Raw genomic sequence first — 16652 nt, forward strand, 5'->3', positions numbered from 1 at the left:
TATGAGTCTGAATTTCCTTGATTTTGAACAGCCGATTGCAGAGCTGGAAGCGAAAATCGATTCTCTGACTGCGGTTAGCCGTCAGGATGAGAAACTGGATATTAATATCGATGAAGAAGTGCATCGCCTGCGTGAAAAGAGCGTAGAGCTGACGCGCAAGATCTTCGCCGATCTTGGTGCATGGCAGGTTGCCCAGCTGGCCCGCCATCCACGTCGCCCATACACCCTGGATTATGTCCGCCTGGCTTTCGACGAATTCGACGAACTGGCCGGCGATCGCGCCTACGCCGATGATAAAGCTATCGTTGGCGGGATTGCGCGTCTGGACGGGCGTCCGGTGATGATTATCGGCCACCAGAAAGGGCGTGAAACCAAAGAGAAAATTCGCCGCAACTTCGGTATGCCGGCGCCGGAAGGCTATCGTAAAGCGCTGCGTCTGATGGAAATGGCCGAGCGCTTTAAAATGCCGATCATTACCTTCATCGACACCCCTGGTGCTTATCCAGGCGTCGGGGCGGAAGAACGCGGCCAGTCTGAAGCGATTGCTCGCAACCTGCGTGAAATGTCCCGTCTGAGCGTGCCGGTTATCTGCACCGTTATCGGTGAAGGCGGCTCCGGCGGCGCGCTGGCGATTGGCGTCGGTGATAAAGTGAATATGCTGCAGTACAGCACCTATTCCGTTATCTCCCCGGAAGGCTGTGCGTCCATTCTATGGAAAAGCGCTGACAAAGCGCCGTTGGCCGCTGAAGCGATGGGAATTGTTGCTCCGCGTCTGAAAGAGCTGAAGCTCATTGACTCCATCATTCCTGAACCGCTGGGCGGCGCGCATCGTAATCCGGAAGCGATGGCAGCCTCACTGAAAGAACAGCTGTTGGCCGATCTGGCTGACCTCGACGTGCTTGGCGAGGAAGAACTGCTGAACCGCCGCTACCAACGCCTGATGAGCTACGGCTACGCCTGATTATTGATCTCATTTTTCAACGCTAAGGGTCGGATTTTCCGGCCCTTTTTTTATGTGTTGTTTATTGAGATGACGTGAGAAGAACAAGAGCTAATGTGATTAGCCGATGATGCCGCACTCCCTTAAAACAGTAGCGACTGCCTGGTACTGCAACCCGGCAGGCCGTTAACAAGGATAAAGGAGAAGTTCTATGGCATTGCACAAAACCGTCGCGATAAGCGCCGTGGCCGCAGGGATCATGTTAAGCCTGGGGGCCGCACAGGCTGCACCGCTGCTGGGCGCAACGGAAGCGACAACCATGAAAGCGAGCGACCTGGCCGCTAAAGAAAAAGCCTTAACCGACTTTCCGCTGATGGAGTCGGTTAAATCATCAATTCAAACCCTGCCTAACAGCGAAGTGGAGAAAATCGCACCGGGCCTGGCGAGCAACCCGGCGAACGTTAAGCGTGTGGAAAGCATCCTTTCAGAACAGGATTGGGAATATCTGTTCCCGATGCGCGCCGCAGAATATACCTACTCTAATTTTCTGAAAGCTATTGGTAAATTCCCTGCCGTGTGCGGAACCTATACCGACGGACGCGACAGCGATGCCATCTGCCGTAAATCGCTGGCAACCATGTTTGCCCACTTTGCTCAGGAGACCGGCGGCCATGAAAGCTGGCGTGATATTCCCGAATGGCGTCAGGCGCTGGTTTATCTGCGTGAGGTTGGCTGGGTTGAAGGTCAGAAGGGCGGCTATAACGGCGAATGCGATCCCTCTATCTGGCAGGGGCAGACCTGGCCATGCGGTAAAGATAAAGACGGCGACTACCTGAGCTACTTCGGCCGCGGAGCGAAACAGCTGTCCTATAACTACAACTATGGTCCGTTCTCCGATGCAATGTACGATGGCGACGTTCGTCCTCTGCTGGATAAACCGGAGCTGGTGGCGGATACCTGGATGAACCTGGCGAGCGCCGTCTTTTTCTTCGTTTATCCGCAGCCGCCGAAGCCCTCTATGCTGCACGTCATCGACGGAACCTGGGTTCCAAACGATCATGATAAAGCAAATGGCCTGGTCGAAGGCTTTGGGGTAACCATTCAGATTATCAACGGCGGCGTTGAGTGCGGCGGGGCGGAAGAGAACGCGCAGTCTCTTAACCGTATTGCTTACTACAAAGAGTTCGCAAACTACCTCAAAGTGCCGATTGCCGACGACGAAGTTCTCGGCTGTAAGAATATGAAGCAGTTCGATGAAGGCGGCGCGGGCGCATTGCCGATTTACTGGGAAGAGGATTGGGGATGGAGTCCGGACACCGCTGACGGCAAGACTAACGCCTGCCAGTTGGTGGGCTATCAGACGCCGTATACCGCTTTTAAAGAGGGCGACTATGCGAAGTGTGTGCAGAGCCACTTCAACGTCAATATCGTTGATGACAGCGGCCAGTCCGAGGATATTACGCCGGTCAAGCCTGACGATACCACACCTGCGCAGGAGACGAACGTGGCGCCGGTGGCTCGCATCGCCGGTCCGATTGGCGCAATTGAAGCTGGTGCCAGGGTTTCTCTGAGCGCGGAAGGTTCTACCGATGCGAACGGCGACAAGCTAAGCTACACCTGGATGTCTCAGGACGGCCAGACCCTTAGCGGACAGGATAAAGCCGTAATTACCTTCACCGCACCGGAAAAAGATCGCGATGCCCAGTATGTGGTTAGCCTGACGGTAAGCGACGGTTCGTTGTCCAGTACGGCAACTTACACTCTGAACGTCAAGGCCAAAGCCGCTGCTGCGGACGAAACGACGGATGGCAAAGATAGCGATACCATTAGCTATCCTTCCTGGAGCAGTACCCAGACATGGAAAGAGGGCGATATCGTCAATAACCACGGCGCGCTGTATCAGTGTAAACCGCTTCCGGAAGGAGCATGGTGCAACGTGGCGCCGACTTACTATGAGCCTGGCGCCGGCATTGCCTGGGGCGATGCGTGGAAGGCGTTGTAATAGAGATAAATCCGCCAGCGCTAAGCGCTGGCGGGGTGCTATTATGCTTTCCTTAGGTCAATTCCTGGAGGAAAGCGTGAATATTATTGCGATCATGGGTCCCCACGGCGTCTATTATAAAGACGAACCGATGAAAGAACTGGAAGCTGCCCTGCAACGGCAAGGTTTCCAGACCATCTGGCCGCAAAATAGCGCCGACCTTTTGCAGTTTATTGAGCATAATCCGCGGATCTGCGGAGTCATTTTCGATTGGGATGAGTACAGCGTGGATCTGTGCAGCGATATCAATCGCTTAAATGAGTATCTGCCGCTGTACGCCTTTATCAACGCCCATTCGACGATGGACGTCAGCAGTCAGGACCTGCGTATGACGCTATGGTTCTTTGAATATGCGCTGGGGCTTTCGGAAGAGATCGCTACCCGCATCGGTCAATACACCCGCGAATACCTCGACAACATCACCCCGCCGTTTACCCGGGCGCTGTTTAACTACGTACAGGAGGGAAAATATACCTTCTGTACGCCTGGACATATGGGCGGATCGGCCTATCAAAAAAGCCCGGTGGGTTGTCTGTTTTATGATTTCTTTGGCGGTAATACCTTAAAGGCAGACGTCTCTATTTCCGTGACGGAGCTGGGGTCGCTGCTCGATCATAGCGGCCCGCATCTGGAGGCCGAGGAGTATATTGCCCGCGCCTTCGGCGCCGAGCAGAGCTATATGGTTACCAACGGAACCTCGACGTCGAATAAAATTGTTGGTATGTATTCTGCCCCGGCGGGCAGCACCCTGCTTATCGATCGCAACTGCCATAAATCGTTGGCCCATTTACTGATGATGAGCGATGTGGTGCCGCTATGGCTGAAACCGACGCGCAACGCGCTAGGGATCCTCGGCGGCATACCCAAGCGTGAATTTACCCGCGATAGTATTCAACAAAAAGTCAACGCCACCGGCGGCGCCGGGTGGCCGGTTCATGCGGTGATCACTAACTCCACCTATGACGGGCTGCTGTATAACACGACCTGGATCAAAGAGACCCTCGACGTGCCGTCAATCCACTTTGACTCCGCCTGGGTACCCTACACTCATTTCCATCCGATCTATCAGGGGAAAAGCGGGATGAGCGGCGATCGCATCCCGGGCAAAGTGATCTTTGAAACGCAGTCGACGCACAAAATGCTGGCGGCGCTATCGCAGGCTTCGCTGATTCATATTAAAGGCAGCTACGATGAAGATACCTTCAATGAAGCCTTCATGATGCATACCTCGACCTCACCGAGCTACCCGATCGTTGCCTCTATTGAAACGGCGGCAGCCATGCTGCGGGGTAATTCCGGCAGGCGACTGATCCAGCGTTCGATTGAGCGGGCGCTGGATTTTCGTAAAGAGGTGCAGCGATTACGCGAGGAGTCTGACGGTTGGTTCTTTGATATCTGGCAGCCGGAAGAGATTGGTGAAGCGCAGTGCTGGCCGGTTTCGCCCGGTGAACAGTGGCACGGTTTTCAGGATGCCGATAGCGACCATATGTACCTCGATCCGGTGAAAGTGACGATTCTGACGCCCGGCATGGATGAGCAGGGTAATATGGATAATGAAGGTATACCGGCGGCGCTGGTGGCGAAATTCCTTGATGAGCGCGGCGTGGTCGTCGAGAAAACGGGCCCGTACAACCTGCTGTTCCTTTTTAGTATTGGTATAGATAAAACCCGAGCGATGGGACTGTTGCGCGGATTGACTGAGTTCAAACGCTCTTACGATCTCAATTTGCGAGTGAAAAATATGCTGCCGGATCTGTACGCTGAAGATCCGGATTTTTACCGCAATATGCGCATTCAGGATCTGGCGCAGGGTATTCATCGTCTGATTCGCCAGCACCAGCTCTCGCAGCTGATGCTTAGCGCCTTTGACGTCCTGCCGGAGATGAAAATGACGCCGCATCAGGCCTGGCAGCGGCAGATCAAAGGTGAAGTGGAAACTATCGAACTGGAAAATCTGGTCGGGCGTATTTCAGCGAATATGATCCTACCGTACCCGCCCGGCGTGCCGCTGTTGATGCCCGGTGAGATGATCGCCGAAGAGAGCCGCGCGGTGCTCAATTTCCTGCTCATGCTGTGCTCTATTGGTCGCCACTATCCGGGCTTCGAAACCGATATCCACGGCGCGAAACGCGATGAAGATGGGGTGTACTGGGTTCGAGTCTTAAAAAATGACTAAGCGCTTGCGCAATAATGAACTGAGCGAGTAACGTTGTTGGCTTCAACAGGAGGAGTGGTACCATGCTGGGTTTAAAACGGGTTCACCATATCGCTATCATTGCGACGGATTATGCGAAGAGTAAAGCGTTTTACTGCGACATCCTGGGGTTCACCCTGCAGGGGGAGTTTTATCGCGCAGAGCGTGATTCCTGGAAAGGCGATCTGGCGCTGAATGGTGAATATGTCATTGAACTGTTTTCATTCCCGTTTCCTCCCTCGCGTCCGAGTCGCCCCGAAGCCTGCGGGTTACGCCATCTGGCGTTTAGCGTCGATGATGTCGATGCCGCTGTGGCTCATCTTGAGGCGCACGGTGTGCCTTGTGAAGGGGTTCGTATCGACCCTTTTACCGGTAAGCGTTTCACCTTTTTTAACGATCCGGACGGGCTGCCGCTGGAGATTTATCAGCAGTAATTCTTGTCAGCGCGTGTTCTGGCGGGTAACGTGCCGAACACGCTTTCCTCAGTTAGTACTCTCATGATGATGATCCCGGACATTGCGCACACGCTTCAGCCGCACCGCCATTTTTTAGTGGCCTTTAGCGGCGGGCTGGATTCGAGCGTGCTTTTATATCGCCTGGTGCTCTGGCGCGAGCAGGATCCCACCGTTCGCCTGAGGGCGATACATATTCACCACGGGCTCAGCGCCAATGCCGACGACTGGGTGGCGCACTGCCAGCAAATGTGCCAGCAGTGGCAGGTGCCGCTTCTGGTAGAGCGGGTCGCGCTCGCCGATGAGGGGTTGGGAATTGAGGCTCATGCGCGCCAGGCGCGCTACCAGGCATTTCGTTCGGCGCTGGCGCCCGGCGAAGCGCTGGTGACCGCGCAGCATCTTGACGACCAGTGCGAAACCTTCCTGTTAGCCCTTAAGCGGGGAAGCGGCCCTACCGGGCTCTCGGCGATGGCCGGCGAGTCCGATTTTGCCGGGACGAAACTGCTGCGCCCGCTGCTTCACGAAAGCCGTGACTCCCTCCATCAGTGGGCGATGGCCCGTCAGCTCAGCTGGATTGAAGACGAAAGCAACCAGGATGACGCTTACGATCGCAACTTTCTCCGCCTGCGGATTCTCCCGCTGCTTCATGCTCGCTGGCCGCACTTTGCCGAGGCCGTGGCGCGCAGCGCCAGCCTGTGCGGCGAACAGGAACAGCTGCTGGATGAAATGCTGGCCGCCGAGCTGGCAACGCTGGTTGCTGAGGACAGTTCGTTAACTATCGCTCCGTTGACGACTATGAGCGCGCCTCGGCGGGCCGCGCTGCTGCGCCGCTGGCTGGCTGGGCTCAATGCGCCAATGCCTTCGCGCGAGGTGCCGGAGCGTATCTGGCGTGAAGTGGCGATGGCGCGCGAGGATGCGTTTCCCTGTTTGCGCCTTGGCCCGTTTACCGTTCGCCGCTACCAGCAGCGTCTGTACTGGGTGAGATATATTCCAGGCCAGAGTGAGACAATGCTGGAGTGGCGCGATACTGCCAGCCCGCTGCCGTTACCTGACGGTCTCGGCGAGCTGAGCTTACTGTCCGGCGGGCCGTTACGCGGGCCGCGCGAGGGAGAAGCCGTTACTGTTCGCTTTCGTGCCAGCGGTAATCTGCATATCGTGGGTCGCAACGGTGGTCGCAAGCTGAAAAAAATCTGGCAGGAGCTGGGCGTTGCGCCCTGGCGGCGCGATACGACTCCGCTACTGTTCTATGGCGAAACGCTTATTGCCGCCGCCGATGGTCTGTTTATTACCGTCGATGGGAAAGTTCAGGAAAGTGAAGGCTTACAGATGAGATGGAGGAAAACGGGCGGCTAGGCCACCCGTTTTGATTCAGGACTCGCTAACGACTACCGTACCGATTTGCGGATGGCTGAAGCTGGCGATTTTATCCAGGCGCAGTTCGCGGACGTTCCCGGCGAGCTCTACGACCAGATACTCGATATTTTTGCGCGAGATAAGATCGTTGGCCTTCGCTTGCAGCTGTTCGCCATCTTTGAGCTCCAGCGCCAGGACCAGATGGTGCTGACAGGCAAGTTCGAGGTTGTCATAATCATCGCAATTGATGGGTTGATAAGTATCATTCATTGACATAATCGCTCACCAGTAAGTTTGCCGCCGCATATGCGGCCTTTTCCCTGACTGACTCAGCAAGGGCCTGATCCGCCGCAACCTCATTCAATACTTTCAACACGCAACCTAGCGCATCCGGGATATACCCAAGGTCCCCGCTGGCTATTTCCGCATACCGCTTGCGTATTAACTCACAATATTTTTCCACATGCCCTCCTGTCAGCGTTCTGACTTAACCGTGGGATGTAAGTTTAAGCCTACGAAGATAAACTCTGTTTAGCAAGGTGACTATACCATAGTCATTTAAGCAATATCAGCAGGATGAGAGGCGATCCGTCGATTGCTGACAGCCTTTTGCCGTCAGTTTCGCTACAATGTACGCCATTTTTATCAGGAGTAGAGTCATGGCGCTGAAAGCGACGATTTATAAAGCGACGGTGAACGTAGCCGACCTGGACCGCAACCAGTTTCTGGATGCCAGTTTGACGCTTGCCCAGCATCCGTCAGAAACCCAGGAGCGCATGATGCTGCGCCTGCTGGCGTGGATTAAATACGCCGACGAGCGTCTGCAGTTTACCCGCGGTTTATCTTCCGACGATGAAGCGGAACTCTGGCTGCTTAACGATCATCTGGGCGTGGATCTGTGGATTGAACTGGGGCTACCGGACGAGCGGCGAATTAAAAAAGCCTGCTCGCGGGCCCAGCAGGTGGCGCTGTTCGCCTATAATAGTCGGGCGGCAGAAATCTGGTGGCAGCAAAACCAGAACAAAATGGCTCAGTTTTCGAAGCTGTCGGTGTGGTATTTGGATGATACTCAGCTGGCGCAGCTCAGCGCTTTTGCCGATCGGACCATGTCGCTGCAGGCGACCATCCAGGACGGCGCTATCTGGTTATCTGACGCTAAGAATAATCTGGAAATTCATTTAACGGCCTGGCAAACACCCGCATGATTACGATTAGCCGCAGCGTCGCGATTGCGGAGGACGAGATTTCACTTTCCGGCATACGCGCGCAGGGCGCGGGCGGTCAGCACGTGAATAAGTCCTCAACGGCTATTCATTTGCGCTTTGATATTAAAGCCTCGAGCCTGCCTGACTATTATAAGGAACGTCTGCTTACCGCCAGCCACCACTTAATTTCTGCCGAGGGTGTGGTTATCATTAAGGCTCAGGAATATCGCAGCCAGGAAATGAATCGTGAAGCGGCAATTGCGCGTCTGGTTACCCTAATACAAGAATTAACCGCAGTGCAGAAGAGCCGCCGGGAGACGCGACCAACCAGGGCCTCAAAAGAGCGCCGACTGGCTTCAAAGGCGCAAAAATCCTCAGTTAAAGCGCTGCGTGGAAAGGTTCGCCAGTAAGAATATGGCGAACCGGTGGAATGGATGATAAGGAATTTACAGTGAAGAAAATCGTATTTTCAGTCGTGGCGGCCTGTTCGCTCTTTGCCCTGTTCGGCTGTAACCATCGTACGGAAATGGAAACGTTACAGCCGGCGCCGATGGAAGAGCTAAAACCGATGCAGCAGAGCTGGCGCGGCGTGCTGCCGTGCGCCGACTGCGAAGGGATTGAAACCTCGCTCTTTCTTGAGAAAGACGGCACCTGGGTGATGAATGAACGATATCAGGGCGTTAGCCGCGAACCTTCCTCTTTTGCTTCATATGGTACCTGGGCGCGCACGGCTGATAAGCTGGTGCTGACCGACAGCAAAGGCGAGAAGTCTTATTATCGGGCGAAGGGCGATAAGCTGGAAATGCTCGATCGCGACGGTAACCCCATCGAGTCGACGCTGAACTATACGCTTGAATCAGTCAAAGCCAGTCTGCCCATCACGCCAATGGCGATGCGCGGAATGTACTTCTATATGGCGGATGCGGCGACCTTTACCGATTGCGCGACCGGCAAGCGAGTGGCTGTCGCCAATAATGCTCAGCTCGAGCGTGATTATGCCGCTGCGCGCGGTACGGATACTCGACCGGTGCTGCTGGTGGTTGAGGGGCACTTTACGCTGGAAGCGAATCCGGATTCGGGAGCGCCGGTTAAAGTTCTGGCGGTGGATTCACCCGGCAAGTTTTATCAAAAAGAAGACTGCAATTCTCGTTAATTAATTGAGTCCTACGAGGCGGCTTGTCTTGATATAAATTCCCAATTTAAGATGCCCGATATACTGCAATTGTGTTTCGGGCTTAAAGTTTGCCACATCCCCCTCACGCATATGAAGCAAGTCTGATGGGCTAATCCAGCCCGGTTGAGCCAGGGTCAGCGGGTGTCCGGCCTTCGCGAAGGCATCGCTGACAAACTCCGAACAAAACCACATTTTTTTGTCCCCGGATGCTGCATCGCTCAGCTGGGCTTTGGCCAGACCGTTCACGCACTGCTGGCGGAAATCTTTTGAGAAGGGATTCAGGGTGCATAGCTGTTTGGTGACCATAAAGGGCACAAATTCAATAATGCCGCGATAGTTATAGGCGCTGTTTCTGTTTTTATAGGCGAAATTTTTAATGCCAGCGGCCTGTTGCGGCGTGAGGTCAGGCGCTCTTAGGGCAAACAGCTTATCGCTGTGCTGCATCGCTTGCCGGAGAGGCACAACCTGCACCCCAGCGCCGGTTGCCTCTGCAACCTGGTTATCACCGATATAGATAGCGACATGGCTAACGGAGGATGTGCTAAGAGCACGAATCCCCAGGGACGTCACGCCAATGCTGGAAGAGAAAAGGAGATCGCCGGGGAGCAGATCTTGTGCGTTAATTTCAGTCAGCGTGTTATTAGCCACCGAGCTCTGGCGCTGAAGCTTAATCGCCCATTGCTGCGATGGTTGCTTAATAGTGGAAGCGGAAGGCACGGACCGGCTGACGTCTACCGTGCAGGCAGAAAGTAAGAACGATACGGGAAAAAGCAGGACATGATTAGCCCGTCGTTTAGCCATGATTACAATCCTTGTAAAAAAGAGGCTCTGAAACCAGAGCCTCTTTTGGCGTTAACCTTTAATTTGTTGTACCAGGTAATTCACGATATCGCCGGTTTTAATCAGCTGTTTCTCGCCGCTGCGGCGATATTTATATTCAATATCGTCGTTGTCGAGGTTACGGTCGCCCAGCACGATGGTATGCGGAATTCCGATAAGCTCCATATCGGCGAACATCACGCCCGGACGCTCTTTACGGTCATCCATCAGCACTTCGATGCCCAGCGCGGTTAGCTCAGCATACAGCTTCTCAGCCAGCTCCTGCACGCGATAGGATTTGTGCATGTTCATCGGCAGAATCGCAACCTGGAACGGGGCGATAGCTTCCGGCCACAAGATCCCGCGCTCGTCAAAGTTCTGCTCAATGGCTGCCGCCACCACGCGAGTCACCCCGATACCGTAGCAGCCCATAGTCAGGATCTGATTACGGCCATCTTCGCCCTGTACGGAGGCTTTCATCGCTTCAGAGTACTTGGTACCCAGCTGGAAGATGTGGCCCACTTCGATACCGCGTTTAATCAACAGCGTGCCTTTACCGTCCGGGCTCGGGTCACCGGCCACTACGTTACGGATATCTGCCACTTCAGGAGTGGCGACGTCGCGATCCCAGTTGATGCCGAAGTAGTGTTTACCGTCAATGTTCGCGCCCGCGGCGAAATCGCTCATGGCGGCAACGGTACGGTCAATAATCACCGGAACAGGCATATTAACCGGGCCAAGAGAACCGGGACCCGCTTTCACCAGCGCGCGAATCTCTTCTTCGGTTGCGAAGGTCAGCGGGCTGGCGACCTGCGGCAGTTTTTCCGCTTTGACTTCGTTCAGTTCATGATCGCCGCGAACCAGCAGGGCTATCAGCGGATACTCACTGTCTTCTACTGCTTTTACCAGCAGGGTTTTCACGGTTTTTTCAATCGGCAAATTGAACTGCTCGACCAGCTCGGCGATGGTTTTAGCGTCAGGCGTATCGACCAGGGTCATTTCCTGCGTGGCGGCCGCGCGCGGCTCTTTCGGCGCAACGGCTTCGGCGAACTCAATATTGGCCGCGTAGTCAGAAGAGTCAGAGAAAATGACGTCATCTTCACCGCTCTGCGCCAGTACCTGGAATTCGTGAGATGCGCTGCCGCCGATAGAACCGGTGTCAGCCTGTACCGCGCGGAAATCCAGCCCCATACGGCTGAAGATTTTGCTGTACGCGGCGTACATCGCGTCGTAGGTCTCCTGCAGCGATTCCTGAGAGGTATGGAAAGAGTAAGCATCTTTCATCAGGAATTCACGGGAACGCATTACGCCGAAACGCGGGCGAACTTCGTCACGGAATTTGGTCTGGATCTGATAGAAGTTCAGCGGCAGCTGTTTGTAAGAGCTCAGCTCATTACGAATCAGGTCGGTGATGACTTCTTCATGAGTCGGGCCGAGTACGAACGGACGTTCGCCACGGTCAGCAATACGCAGCAGTTCCGGGCCGTACTGTTCCCAACGACCACTCTCTTGCCACAGCTCAGAGGGCTGAACTACCGGCATTAACACCTCGATTGCACCGGCGTTGTTCATCTCTTCACGCACGATGTTTTCGACTTTTTTCAGGACGCGCACGCCGGTCGGCAGCCAGGTATATAACCCGGAGGCCAGCTTGCGGATCATCCCGGCGCGCAGCATCAGCTGATGGCTGATAACCTCGGCGTCGGCAGGTGTCTCCTTCAGAGTGGAGAGCAGGTATTGGCTAGTACGCATGTTGTTACGGTTCCATTTGGACGATCGATACAGGCTGGAAGCCAGCCTGACACAAAAAAGTGGTTTAGTTTACCAGTGTGGCAAAGATGCCAAAAGAGAGGAGAATAAAATTAGCGTGCTTCGAGAGAAAAGACTTCAAAACCGGACGAAATCACCCGCCAGCGCACGTTAAAATCCAGCAGCCAGACGGCGTAGGTTTTTCCCGGCTCCTCTTCTTTGCGGTATGCCGGTCGCGGATCCTGCGCCAGAACTTCGCTAATAAACGACTTAAGGCGAGGATAGCGTCGCTCCAGCGTTAAAATTTGCGCTTCTGTATCCGGCGTGAAACTCACCGCTACTTCCGCCCCTGGAGCCTCCTGAGCATAGCTTGCGCTGGCATCCGGCAGTGCTTCGGCAAAGGGCAGGTAAGGTTTGATATCCACGACCGGCGTTCCATCTACCAGGTCCAGGCTGCCTAACTCAAGCACGACATGTTCTTTCTGGCAGCGAATACCTTTTAGCTCGACCAGAGACATACCGATTGGATTAGGACGAAAGGTCGAACGGGTAGCGAATACGCCCATTCGCGCGTTACCGCCGAGGCGGGGAGGGCGGACGGTAGGACGCCAGCCGCCTTCCATGGTCTGATGAAACACAAACAGGACCCACAGATGGCTGAAATTTTCCAGGCCGCGTACGGCATCGGCCTGGTTATAGGGAGGCAAGAGGTGTAATTCGCCGCCGCCGTTTTTAACCAGCCCGGGCTGGCGGGGAACGGCAAATTTTTCTTTATAGGGCGAGCGAATAACGCCTATCTGCGCAAACTGAAAAGCACTCATTGCGCCGTAACGTTAAGCGCTGATCCCAGGCAAACGGCCTGGCGGTAGCAGCCCGGGGTTCCGCTGGTCACTTCGCAGCGGTGCAGCAGCACAGCGTTGGCTTTCATTCTTGCCGCATTAATCTGCATACGCTTGCGAGCCGTCGGGATATTGGGCGGAGAGTCTTGATTAGAGGCCTGACATGATTCACCGGTGACTTCACCCAGTTCGCGGAAAGGTTTACCCACCAACTCTGTTGCATCGGTATAGATTCTTACCGGGGCCGGGCGCGTCGCTTTCGGTTTAGCCGGTTCCGATTTGGCTGGCTGAGTGACCGTACTTTGCACAGGTTCGACTGGCGATCTGCTTAGCATGGAACAACCGCTTAACATGAGTGCTAACAAACAGACCGGTAAAGCACGCATAGTATTTCCTCAATAAATAATAAAACAGGGCGCTATTGAATCAGGTGCTTGCATAAATGACAAGACGGGCATAAGCCCGTCCTGAATGATATTACGCTGAGAATAGATTACCAGCCTTTCACCGCGCCGCCGTTAAAGATTTTGTTGGCTGCTTCGTAAACTTCGTCACTCTGGTAAGCCTGAACAAATTTCTTAACATTTTCCGCATCTTTGTTGTCTTCGCGAGCGACAATCAGGTTCACGTACGGAGACTCTTTACCTTCGACAAAAATACCGTCTTTTGCCGGGGTCAGGCCAATCTGGCTGGCGTAGGTGGTATTAATAACCGCCAGGGCGATCTGCGCATCATCCAGAGAGCGCGGCAGCTGCGGGGCTTCCAGCTCAACAATTTTCAGGTTTTTCGGGTTTTCAATAATATCCAGTGAGGTTGGCAGCAGACCAACGCCTTCTTTCAGTTTGATCAGACCAACCTGCTGCAGCAGCAGCAGAGAGCGGCCAAGGTTGGTTGGATCGTTAGGAATGGCGACCTGCGAGCCCGGCTGCAGCTCATCCAGCGATTTGATTTTTTTCGAGTAACCGGCAATGGGATAGACAAACGAGTTGCCGACGGAAACCAGCTTGTAGCCGCGGTCTTTAATCTGCTGGTCCAGGTACGGTTTATGCTGGAAGGCATTAACGTCAATATCGCCTTTGCTCAGCGCTTCGTTAGGCAGCACGTAATCGTTGAAGGTAACCAGTTCAACATCGAGGCCGTATTTATCTTTTGCTACTTTCTGCGCAACCTCAGCAACCTGCTGTTCCGCGCCGACGATCACGCCGACTTTGATGTGGTTTGGATCCTTTTCGTCCTGACCGCAACCCACCAGCGCCAAAGAACCGATTAACGCGCCGACTGCCGCAAAGGTTTTGAAATTAAAGGCCATGTTATTTCCTTCCTGTAAGATTCTGTATTGTGTGTGATGTTATTTGTGAGTCACAGCCCGGACGATACGATCGCCAGAGAATTGAATTAAATAAACCAGAATAACCAGCAACACCAGCACGGTATTCATTACCGTTGCATTGTAGCCGATATAACCGTACTGATAGCCAATCTGTCCCAGGCCGCCGGCACCGACGGCACCGCCCATGGCGGAATAGCCAACCAGCGTGATAAGGGTAATCGTTGCCGCATTCACCAGACCCGGAAGCGCTTCCGGCAGAAGAACCTTACGCACGATCTGCATCGGCGTTGCGCCCATCGCGCGGGATGCTTCGATAAGGCCGGTTGGGATCTCCAGCAGGGCGTTTTCCACCATGCGGGCGATAAACGGCGCGGCGCCAACCGTCAGCGGGACAATGGCAGCCTGCAGGCCAATCGACGTGCCAACAATCACGCGAGTGAATGGGATCATCCACACCAGCAGGATAATAAAAGGAATCGAACGGAAAATGTTCACCACCGCCGAAAGCGTGCGGTAGAGCTTCGCATTAGCGACAATTTGCCCGGGACGGGTGACGTACAGCAGCACGCCGACCGGCAGGCCAAGAACAAAACCGAAGAAGCCGGAGACAAACGTCATGGCCAGCGTTTCCCATACGCCGCGAACCAGCAGCCAGATCATTGGTTCAGACATATCCCAGTACCTCTACTTTTACATGATGTTCCTGCAACCAGGCGATCGCGGCCTGGGTATCTTCCTGCGAGCCGTGCATCTCGGTCAGCATGATGCCGAACTTGACGCCGCCCGCGTAATCCATCTGCGCGCTAATAATGTTGTTATTCACATTAAAACGACGGGCAGTCTCCGAAAGCAGCGGGGCATCTACGGAATGACCGGTAAACTCCATGCGCAGCATAGGCACGCTATCGGCAAGAGCCTCAGGTTTAAGGCGGGCCTGATAATCATCCGGGATATCAAGGTGCAGCGTTGACTGGATAAACTGCTGCGCCAGAGGCGTTTTGGGATGAGAGAACACCTCGCTCACCGTATCCTGCTCAATAAGCTGGCCGTTGCTGATAACGGCAACGCAATCACAGATGCGTTTAACGACATCCATTTCGTGGGTAATCAGCAAAATCGTCAGGCCCAGGCGACGGTTGATATCCTTCAGCAGTTCCAGAATCGAACGCGTAGTGGCCGGGTCCAGCGCGCTGGTGGCTTCGTCGCAGAGCAGGACTTTTGGATTGCTCGCCAGCGCACGGGCGATGGCCACGCGCTGCTTTTGCCCGCCGGAGAGATTCGCCGGATAGCTATCGTGTTTATCTCCCAGACCGACGAGATCCAGCAGCTCGGTCACCCGACGCTTGATTTCATCTTTAGAGGTATTGTCGAGCTCCAGAGGCAACGCCACGTTACCGAACACGGTACGTGAGGCAAGCAGGTTAAAGTGCTGGAAAATCATGCCAATCTGGCGGCGAGCGCGAGTCAGTTCTTTTTCTGAAAGCGCCGTCAGCTCCTGGCCGTCGACCTGGACGCTGCCCTGCGTTGGACGTTCGAGCAGGTTAACGCAGCGGATTAACGTACTTTTACCCGCGCCGGAAGCGCCGATGACGCCATAAATTTGTCCGGCAGGAACATGCAGGCTGACATCGTTCAGCGCCTGTATGCTGCGGTTCCCCTGCTGGAACACTTTGGTGATATTCGAAAGTTTAATCATCAGTTATTTATTATCATTTAGCCGTTTGCCGTGGCATTTTCTTCTGCCGTGTCCAGGCGATGCCTGTCAATGAAATGGATGTTAAGGCATCCAGACGTCTAAATCAATCTGACTCTGTATAATGAGCACTTTCTTGCGTCCGGAAACATGCGATACTAGGCGAATTAGCCTTTATCAGGAGCAAACCGGTGGCAATGTCAGTACCCGCAATTTTTCTTGACCGTGATGGCACGATTAATGTCGATCACGGATACGTCCATGAAATCGACAATTTTGAATTTATCGATGGCGTCATTGACGCGATGCGTCAATTAAAGGAGATGGGCTATGCGCTGGTGCTGGTGACCAACCAGTCCGGTATCGCCCGCGGCAAGTTTACTGAAGAGCAGTTTGAAACGCTGACGGAGTGGATGGACTGGTCGCTGGCCGATCGCGGCGTTGACCTGGATGGCATCTATTATTGTCCTCACCATCCGCAGGGAACCGTTGAAGAGTTTCGCCAGACCTGCGACTGCCGTAAACCGCATCCGGGAATGCTCATCTCGGCGCGCGACTACCTGCACATTGATATGGCGGCGTCATATATGGTGGGCGATAAAATTGAAGATATGCAGGCGGCCTTAGCGGCGGAAGTTGGCACGAAAGTATTGGTACGCACCGGTAAACCCGTCACTCCAGAAGCGGAAAGTGCTGCCGATTGGGTGCTAAACAGCCTGGCAGACCTGCCGGATGCGATTAAAAAGCGGCAGAAATAGGCGTTATGTATAAAAGATGAGCGGTTGAAATAAAAATGCATTTTACCGCTTGTCACCGCAAAATAACTCCCTATAATGCGCTCCCACTGACACGGCAGATGTGAA

Annotated in this window: 18 protein-coding genes; 9 read left to right on the forward strand and 9 right to left on the reverse strand. The window is 54.3% G+C overall.

What is annotated here, in order from left to right:
• Window position 1 precedes the first annotated feature (1 nt).
• The 5 genes from accA (at window position 2) to tilS (ending at window position 6980) form a co-directional block, all read left to right on the forward strand.
• Window positions 2–961: an acetyl-CoA carboxylase carboxyl transferase subunit alpha gene (gene accA, locus HMPREF3178_RS14130; RefSeq protein WP_004107912.1), complete on the forward strand. Its 960-nt coding sequence runs from the start codon at window positions 2–4 to the stop codon at window positions 959–961.
• A 190-nt stretch (window positions 962–1151) separates the two neighbouring features.
• Complete coding sequence (locus HMPREF3178_RS14135; RefSeq protein ID WP_004107911.1) at window positions 1152–2942, forward strand: chitinase; 1791 nt, start codon at window positions 1152–1154, stop codon at window positions 2940–2942.
• A gap of 76 nt (window positions 2943–3018) precedes the next feature.
• Window positions 3019–5157 (forward strand): lysine decarboxylase LdcC, encoded by a 2139-nt coding sequence (locus HMPREF3178_RS14140; RefSeq protein WP_026055832.1) that lies wholly within the window; start codon window positions 3019–3021, stop codon window positions 5155–5157.
• A gap of 62 nt (window positions 5158–5219) precedes the next feature.
• Window positions 5220–5609, forward strand: a complete 390-nt coding sequence (locus tag HMPREF3178_RS14145) for a VOC family protein (RefSeq protein ID WP_004107908.1) — start codon at window positions 5220–5222, stop codon at window positions 5607–5609.
• A gap of 63 nt (window positions 5610–5672) precedes the next feature.
• Window positions 5673–6980 carry a tRNA lysidine(34) synthetase TilS gene (tilS, locus tag HMPREF3178_RS14150; protein WP_004107905.1) on the forward strand — a complete coding sequence of 436 codons (1308 nt, stop codon included), beginning with the start codon at window positions 5673–5675 and terminating at the stop codon, window positions 6978–6980.
• A 15-nt stretch (window positions 6981–6995) separates the two neighbouring features.
• Here tilS and rof read toward each other — a convergent pair whose 3' ends face one another.
• Both rof and HMPREF3178_RS14160 read right to left on the reverse strand, forming a co-directional pair.
• On the reverse strand, window positions 6996–7256 hold the full coding sequence (rof, locus tag HMPREF3178_RS14155) for a Rho-binding antiterminator (protein ID WP_004107903.1): 261 nt from the start codon (window positions 7254–7256) through the stop codon (window positions 6996–6998).
• Window positions 7243–7443 (reverse strand): YaeP family protein, encoded by a 201-nt coding sequence (locus tag HMPREF3178_RS14160; protein WP_004107902.1) that lies wholly within the window; start codon window positions 7441–7443, stop codon window positions 7243–7245. The genes rof and HMPREF3178_RS14160 overlap by 14 nt, the downstream gene beginning before the upstream one ends.
• Window positions 7444–7639: 196 nt before the next feature.
• Between HMPREF3178_RS14160 and HMPREF3178_RS14165 the strand changes: the two genes are divergently transcribed.
• Genes HMPREF3178_RS14165 through nlpE form a run of 3 tightly spaced genes read left to right on the forward strand, consistent with a single transcriptional unit; the run spans window position 7640 to window position 9338 of the window.
• Window positions 7640–8185, forward strand: coding sequence for a YaeQ family protein (locus HMPREF3178_RS14165; RefSeq protein WP_004107900.1), 546 nt, complete (start codon window positions 7640–7642; stop codon window positions 8183–8185).
• Window positions 8182–8595, forward strand: coding sequence for an alternative ribosome rescue aminoacyl-tRNA hydrolase ArfB (gene arfB, locus HMPREF3178_RS14170; protein WP_017144943.1), 414 nt, complete (start codon window positions 8182–8184; stop codon window positions 8593–8595). Before HMPREF3178_RS14165 ends, arfB begins: the two co-directional genes overlap by 4 nt.
• 20 nt (window positions 8596–8615) lie before the next feature.
• Window positions 8616–9338, forward strand: a complete 723-nt coding sequence (gene nlpE, locus HMPREF3178_RS14175) for an envelope stress response activation lipoprotein NlpE (RefSeq protein WP_016807408.1) — start codon at window positions 8616–8618, stop codon at window positions 9336–9338.
• On the opposite strand, the gene HMPREF3178_RS14180 is transcribed toward nlpE, so the two are convergent.
• The 7 genes from HMPREF3178_RS14180 to metN all read right to left on the reverse strand — a co-directional run bounded on the left by HMPREF3178_RS14180 (window position 9339) and on the right by metN (window position 15792).
• On the reverse strand, window positions 9339–10160 hold the full coding sequence (locus HMPREF3178_RS14180; RefSeq protein WP_004107894.1) for a YaeF family permuted papain-like enzyme: 822 nt from the start codon (window positions 10158–10160) through the stop codon (window positions 9339–9341). It lies immediately after the preceding gene.
• Between the two features lie 51 nt (window positions 10161–10211).
• Complete coding sequence (gene proS, locus HMPREF3178_RS14185; protein ID WP_004107892.1) at window positions 10212–11930, reverse strand: proline--tRNA ligase; 1719 nt, start codon at window positions 11928–11930, stop codon at window positions 10212–10214.
• A gap of 110 nt (window positions 11931–12040) precedes the next feature.
• Entirely contained in the window at window positions 12041–12748 is a 708-nt protein-coding gene (gene tsaA / locus HMPREF3178_RS14190) for a tRNA (N6-threonylcarbamoyladenosine(37)-N6)-methyltransferase TrmO (RefSeq protein WP_004107890.1), read from the reverse strand.
• The gene (gene rcsF, locus HMPREF3178_RS14195; RefSeq protein ID WP_004107888.1) at window positions 12745–13152 is read right to left on the reverse strand and encodes an Rcs stress response system protein RcsF; all 408 of its coding nucleotides are present in this window, start codon (window positions 13150–13152) and stop codon (window positions 12745–12747) included. The genes tsaA and rcsF overlap by 4 nt, the downstream gene beginning before the upstream one ends.
• Before the next feature lie 107 nt (window positions 13153–13259).
• Window positions 13260–14075 (reverse strand): methionine ABC transporter substrate-binding lipoprotein MetQ, encoded by an 816-nt coding sequence (gene metQ, locus HMPREF3178_RS14200; protein ID WP_004107886.1) that lies wholly within the window; start codon window positions 14073–14075, stop codon window positions 13260–13262.
• Between the two features lie 39 nt (window positions 14076–14114).
• Window positions 14115–14768, reverse strand: a complete 654-nt coding sequence (locus HMPREF3178_RS14205) for a methionine ABC transporter permease MetI (RefSeq protein WP_004098792.1) — start codon at window positions 14766–14768, stop codon at window positions 14115–14117.
• Window positions 14761–15792: a methionine ABC transporter ATP-binding protein MetN gene (gene metN / locus HMPREF3178_RS14210; RefSeq protein WP_004107883.1), complete on the reverse strand. Its 1032-nt coding sequence runs from the start codon at window positions 15790–15792 to the stop codon at window positions 14761–14763. Before metN ends, HMPREF3178_RS14205 begins: the two co-directional genes overlap by 8 nt.
• Window positions 15793–15980: 188 nt before the next feature.
• Here metN and gmhB point away from each other — a divergent pair, with 188 nt between their 5' ends.
• Window positions 15981–16547, forward strand: a complete 567-nt coding sequence (gene gmhB / locus HMPREF3178_RS14215; protein WP_004107881.1) for a D-glycero-beta-D-manno-heptose 1,7-bisphosphate 7-phosphatase — start codon at window positions 15981–15983, stop codon at window positions 16545–16547.
• Window positions 16548–16652 lie beyond the last annotated feature (105 nt).

This window comes from Klebsiella sp. HMSC09D12 (genome assembly GCF_001808475.1).
Lineage (GTDB): Bacteria > Pseudomonadota > Gammaproteobacteria > Enterobacterales > Enterobacteriaceae > Klebsiella > Klebsiella oxytoca.

Coding starts and splice junctions, on each gene's coding strand:
- accA (WP_004107912.1), top strand. CDS start 2: ATGAGTCTGAATTTCCTTGATTTTGAACAGCCGATTGCAGAGCTGGAA.
- HMPREF3178_RS14135 (WP_004107911.1), top strand. CDS start 1,152: ATGGCATTGCACAAAACCGTCGCGATAAGCGCCGTGGCCGCAGGGATC.
- HMPREF3178_RS14145 (WP_004107908.1), top strand. CDS start 5,220: ATGCTGGGTTTAAAACGGGTTCACCATATCGCTATCATTGCGACGGAT.
- tilS (WP_004107905.1), top strand. CDS start 5,673: ATGATGATGATCCCGGACATTGCGCACACGCTTCAGCCGCACCGCCAT.
- rof (WP_004107903.1), bottom strand. CDS start 7,256: ATGTCAATGAATGATACTTATCAACCCATCAATTGCGATGATTATGAC.
- HMPREF3178_RS14165 (WP_004107900.1), top strand. CDS start 7,640: ATGGCGCTGAAAGCGACGATTTATAAAGCGACGGTGAACGTAGCCGAC.
- arfB (WP_017144943.1), top strand. CDS start 8,182: ATGATTACGATTAGCCGCAGCGTCGCGATTGCGGAGGACGAGATTTCA.
- nlpE (WP_016807408.1), top strand. CDS start 8,616: ATGGATGATAAGGAATTTACAGTGAAGAAAATCGTATTTTCAGTCGTG.
- HMPREF3178_RS14180 (WP_004107894.1), bottom strand. CDS start 10,160: ATGGCTAAACGACGGGCTAATCATGTCCTGCTTTTTCCCGTATCGTTC.
- proS (WP_004107892.1), bottom strand. CDS start 11,930: ATGCGTACTAGCCAATACCTGCTCTCCACTCTGAAGGAGACACCTGCC.
- tsaA (WP_004107890.1), bottom strand. CDS start 12,748: ATGAGTGCTTTTCAGTTTGCGCAGATAGGCGTTATTCGCTCGCCCTAT.
- rcsF (WP_004107888.1), bottom strand. CDS start 13,152: ATGCGTGCTTTACCGGTCTGTTTGTTAGCACTCATGTTAAGCGGTTGT.
- metQ (WP_004107886.1), bottom strand. CDS start 14,075: ATGGCCTTTAATTTCAAAACCTTTGCGGCAGTCGGCGCGTTAATCGGT.
- HMPREF3178_RS14205 (WP_004098792.1), bottom strand. CDS start 14,768: ATGTCTGAACCAATGATCTGGCTGCTGGTTCGCGGCGTATGGGAAACG.
- metN (WP_004107883.1), bottom strand. CDS start 15,792: ATGATTAAACTTTCGAATATCACCAAAGTGTTCCAGCAGGGGAACCGC.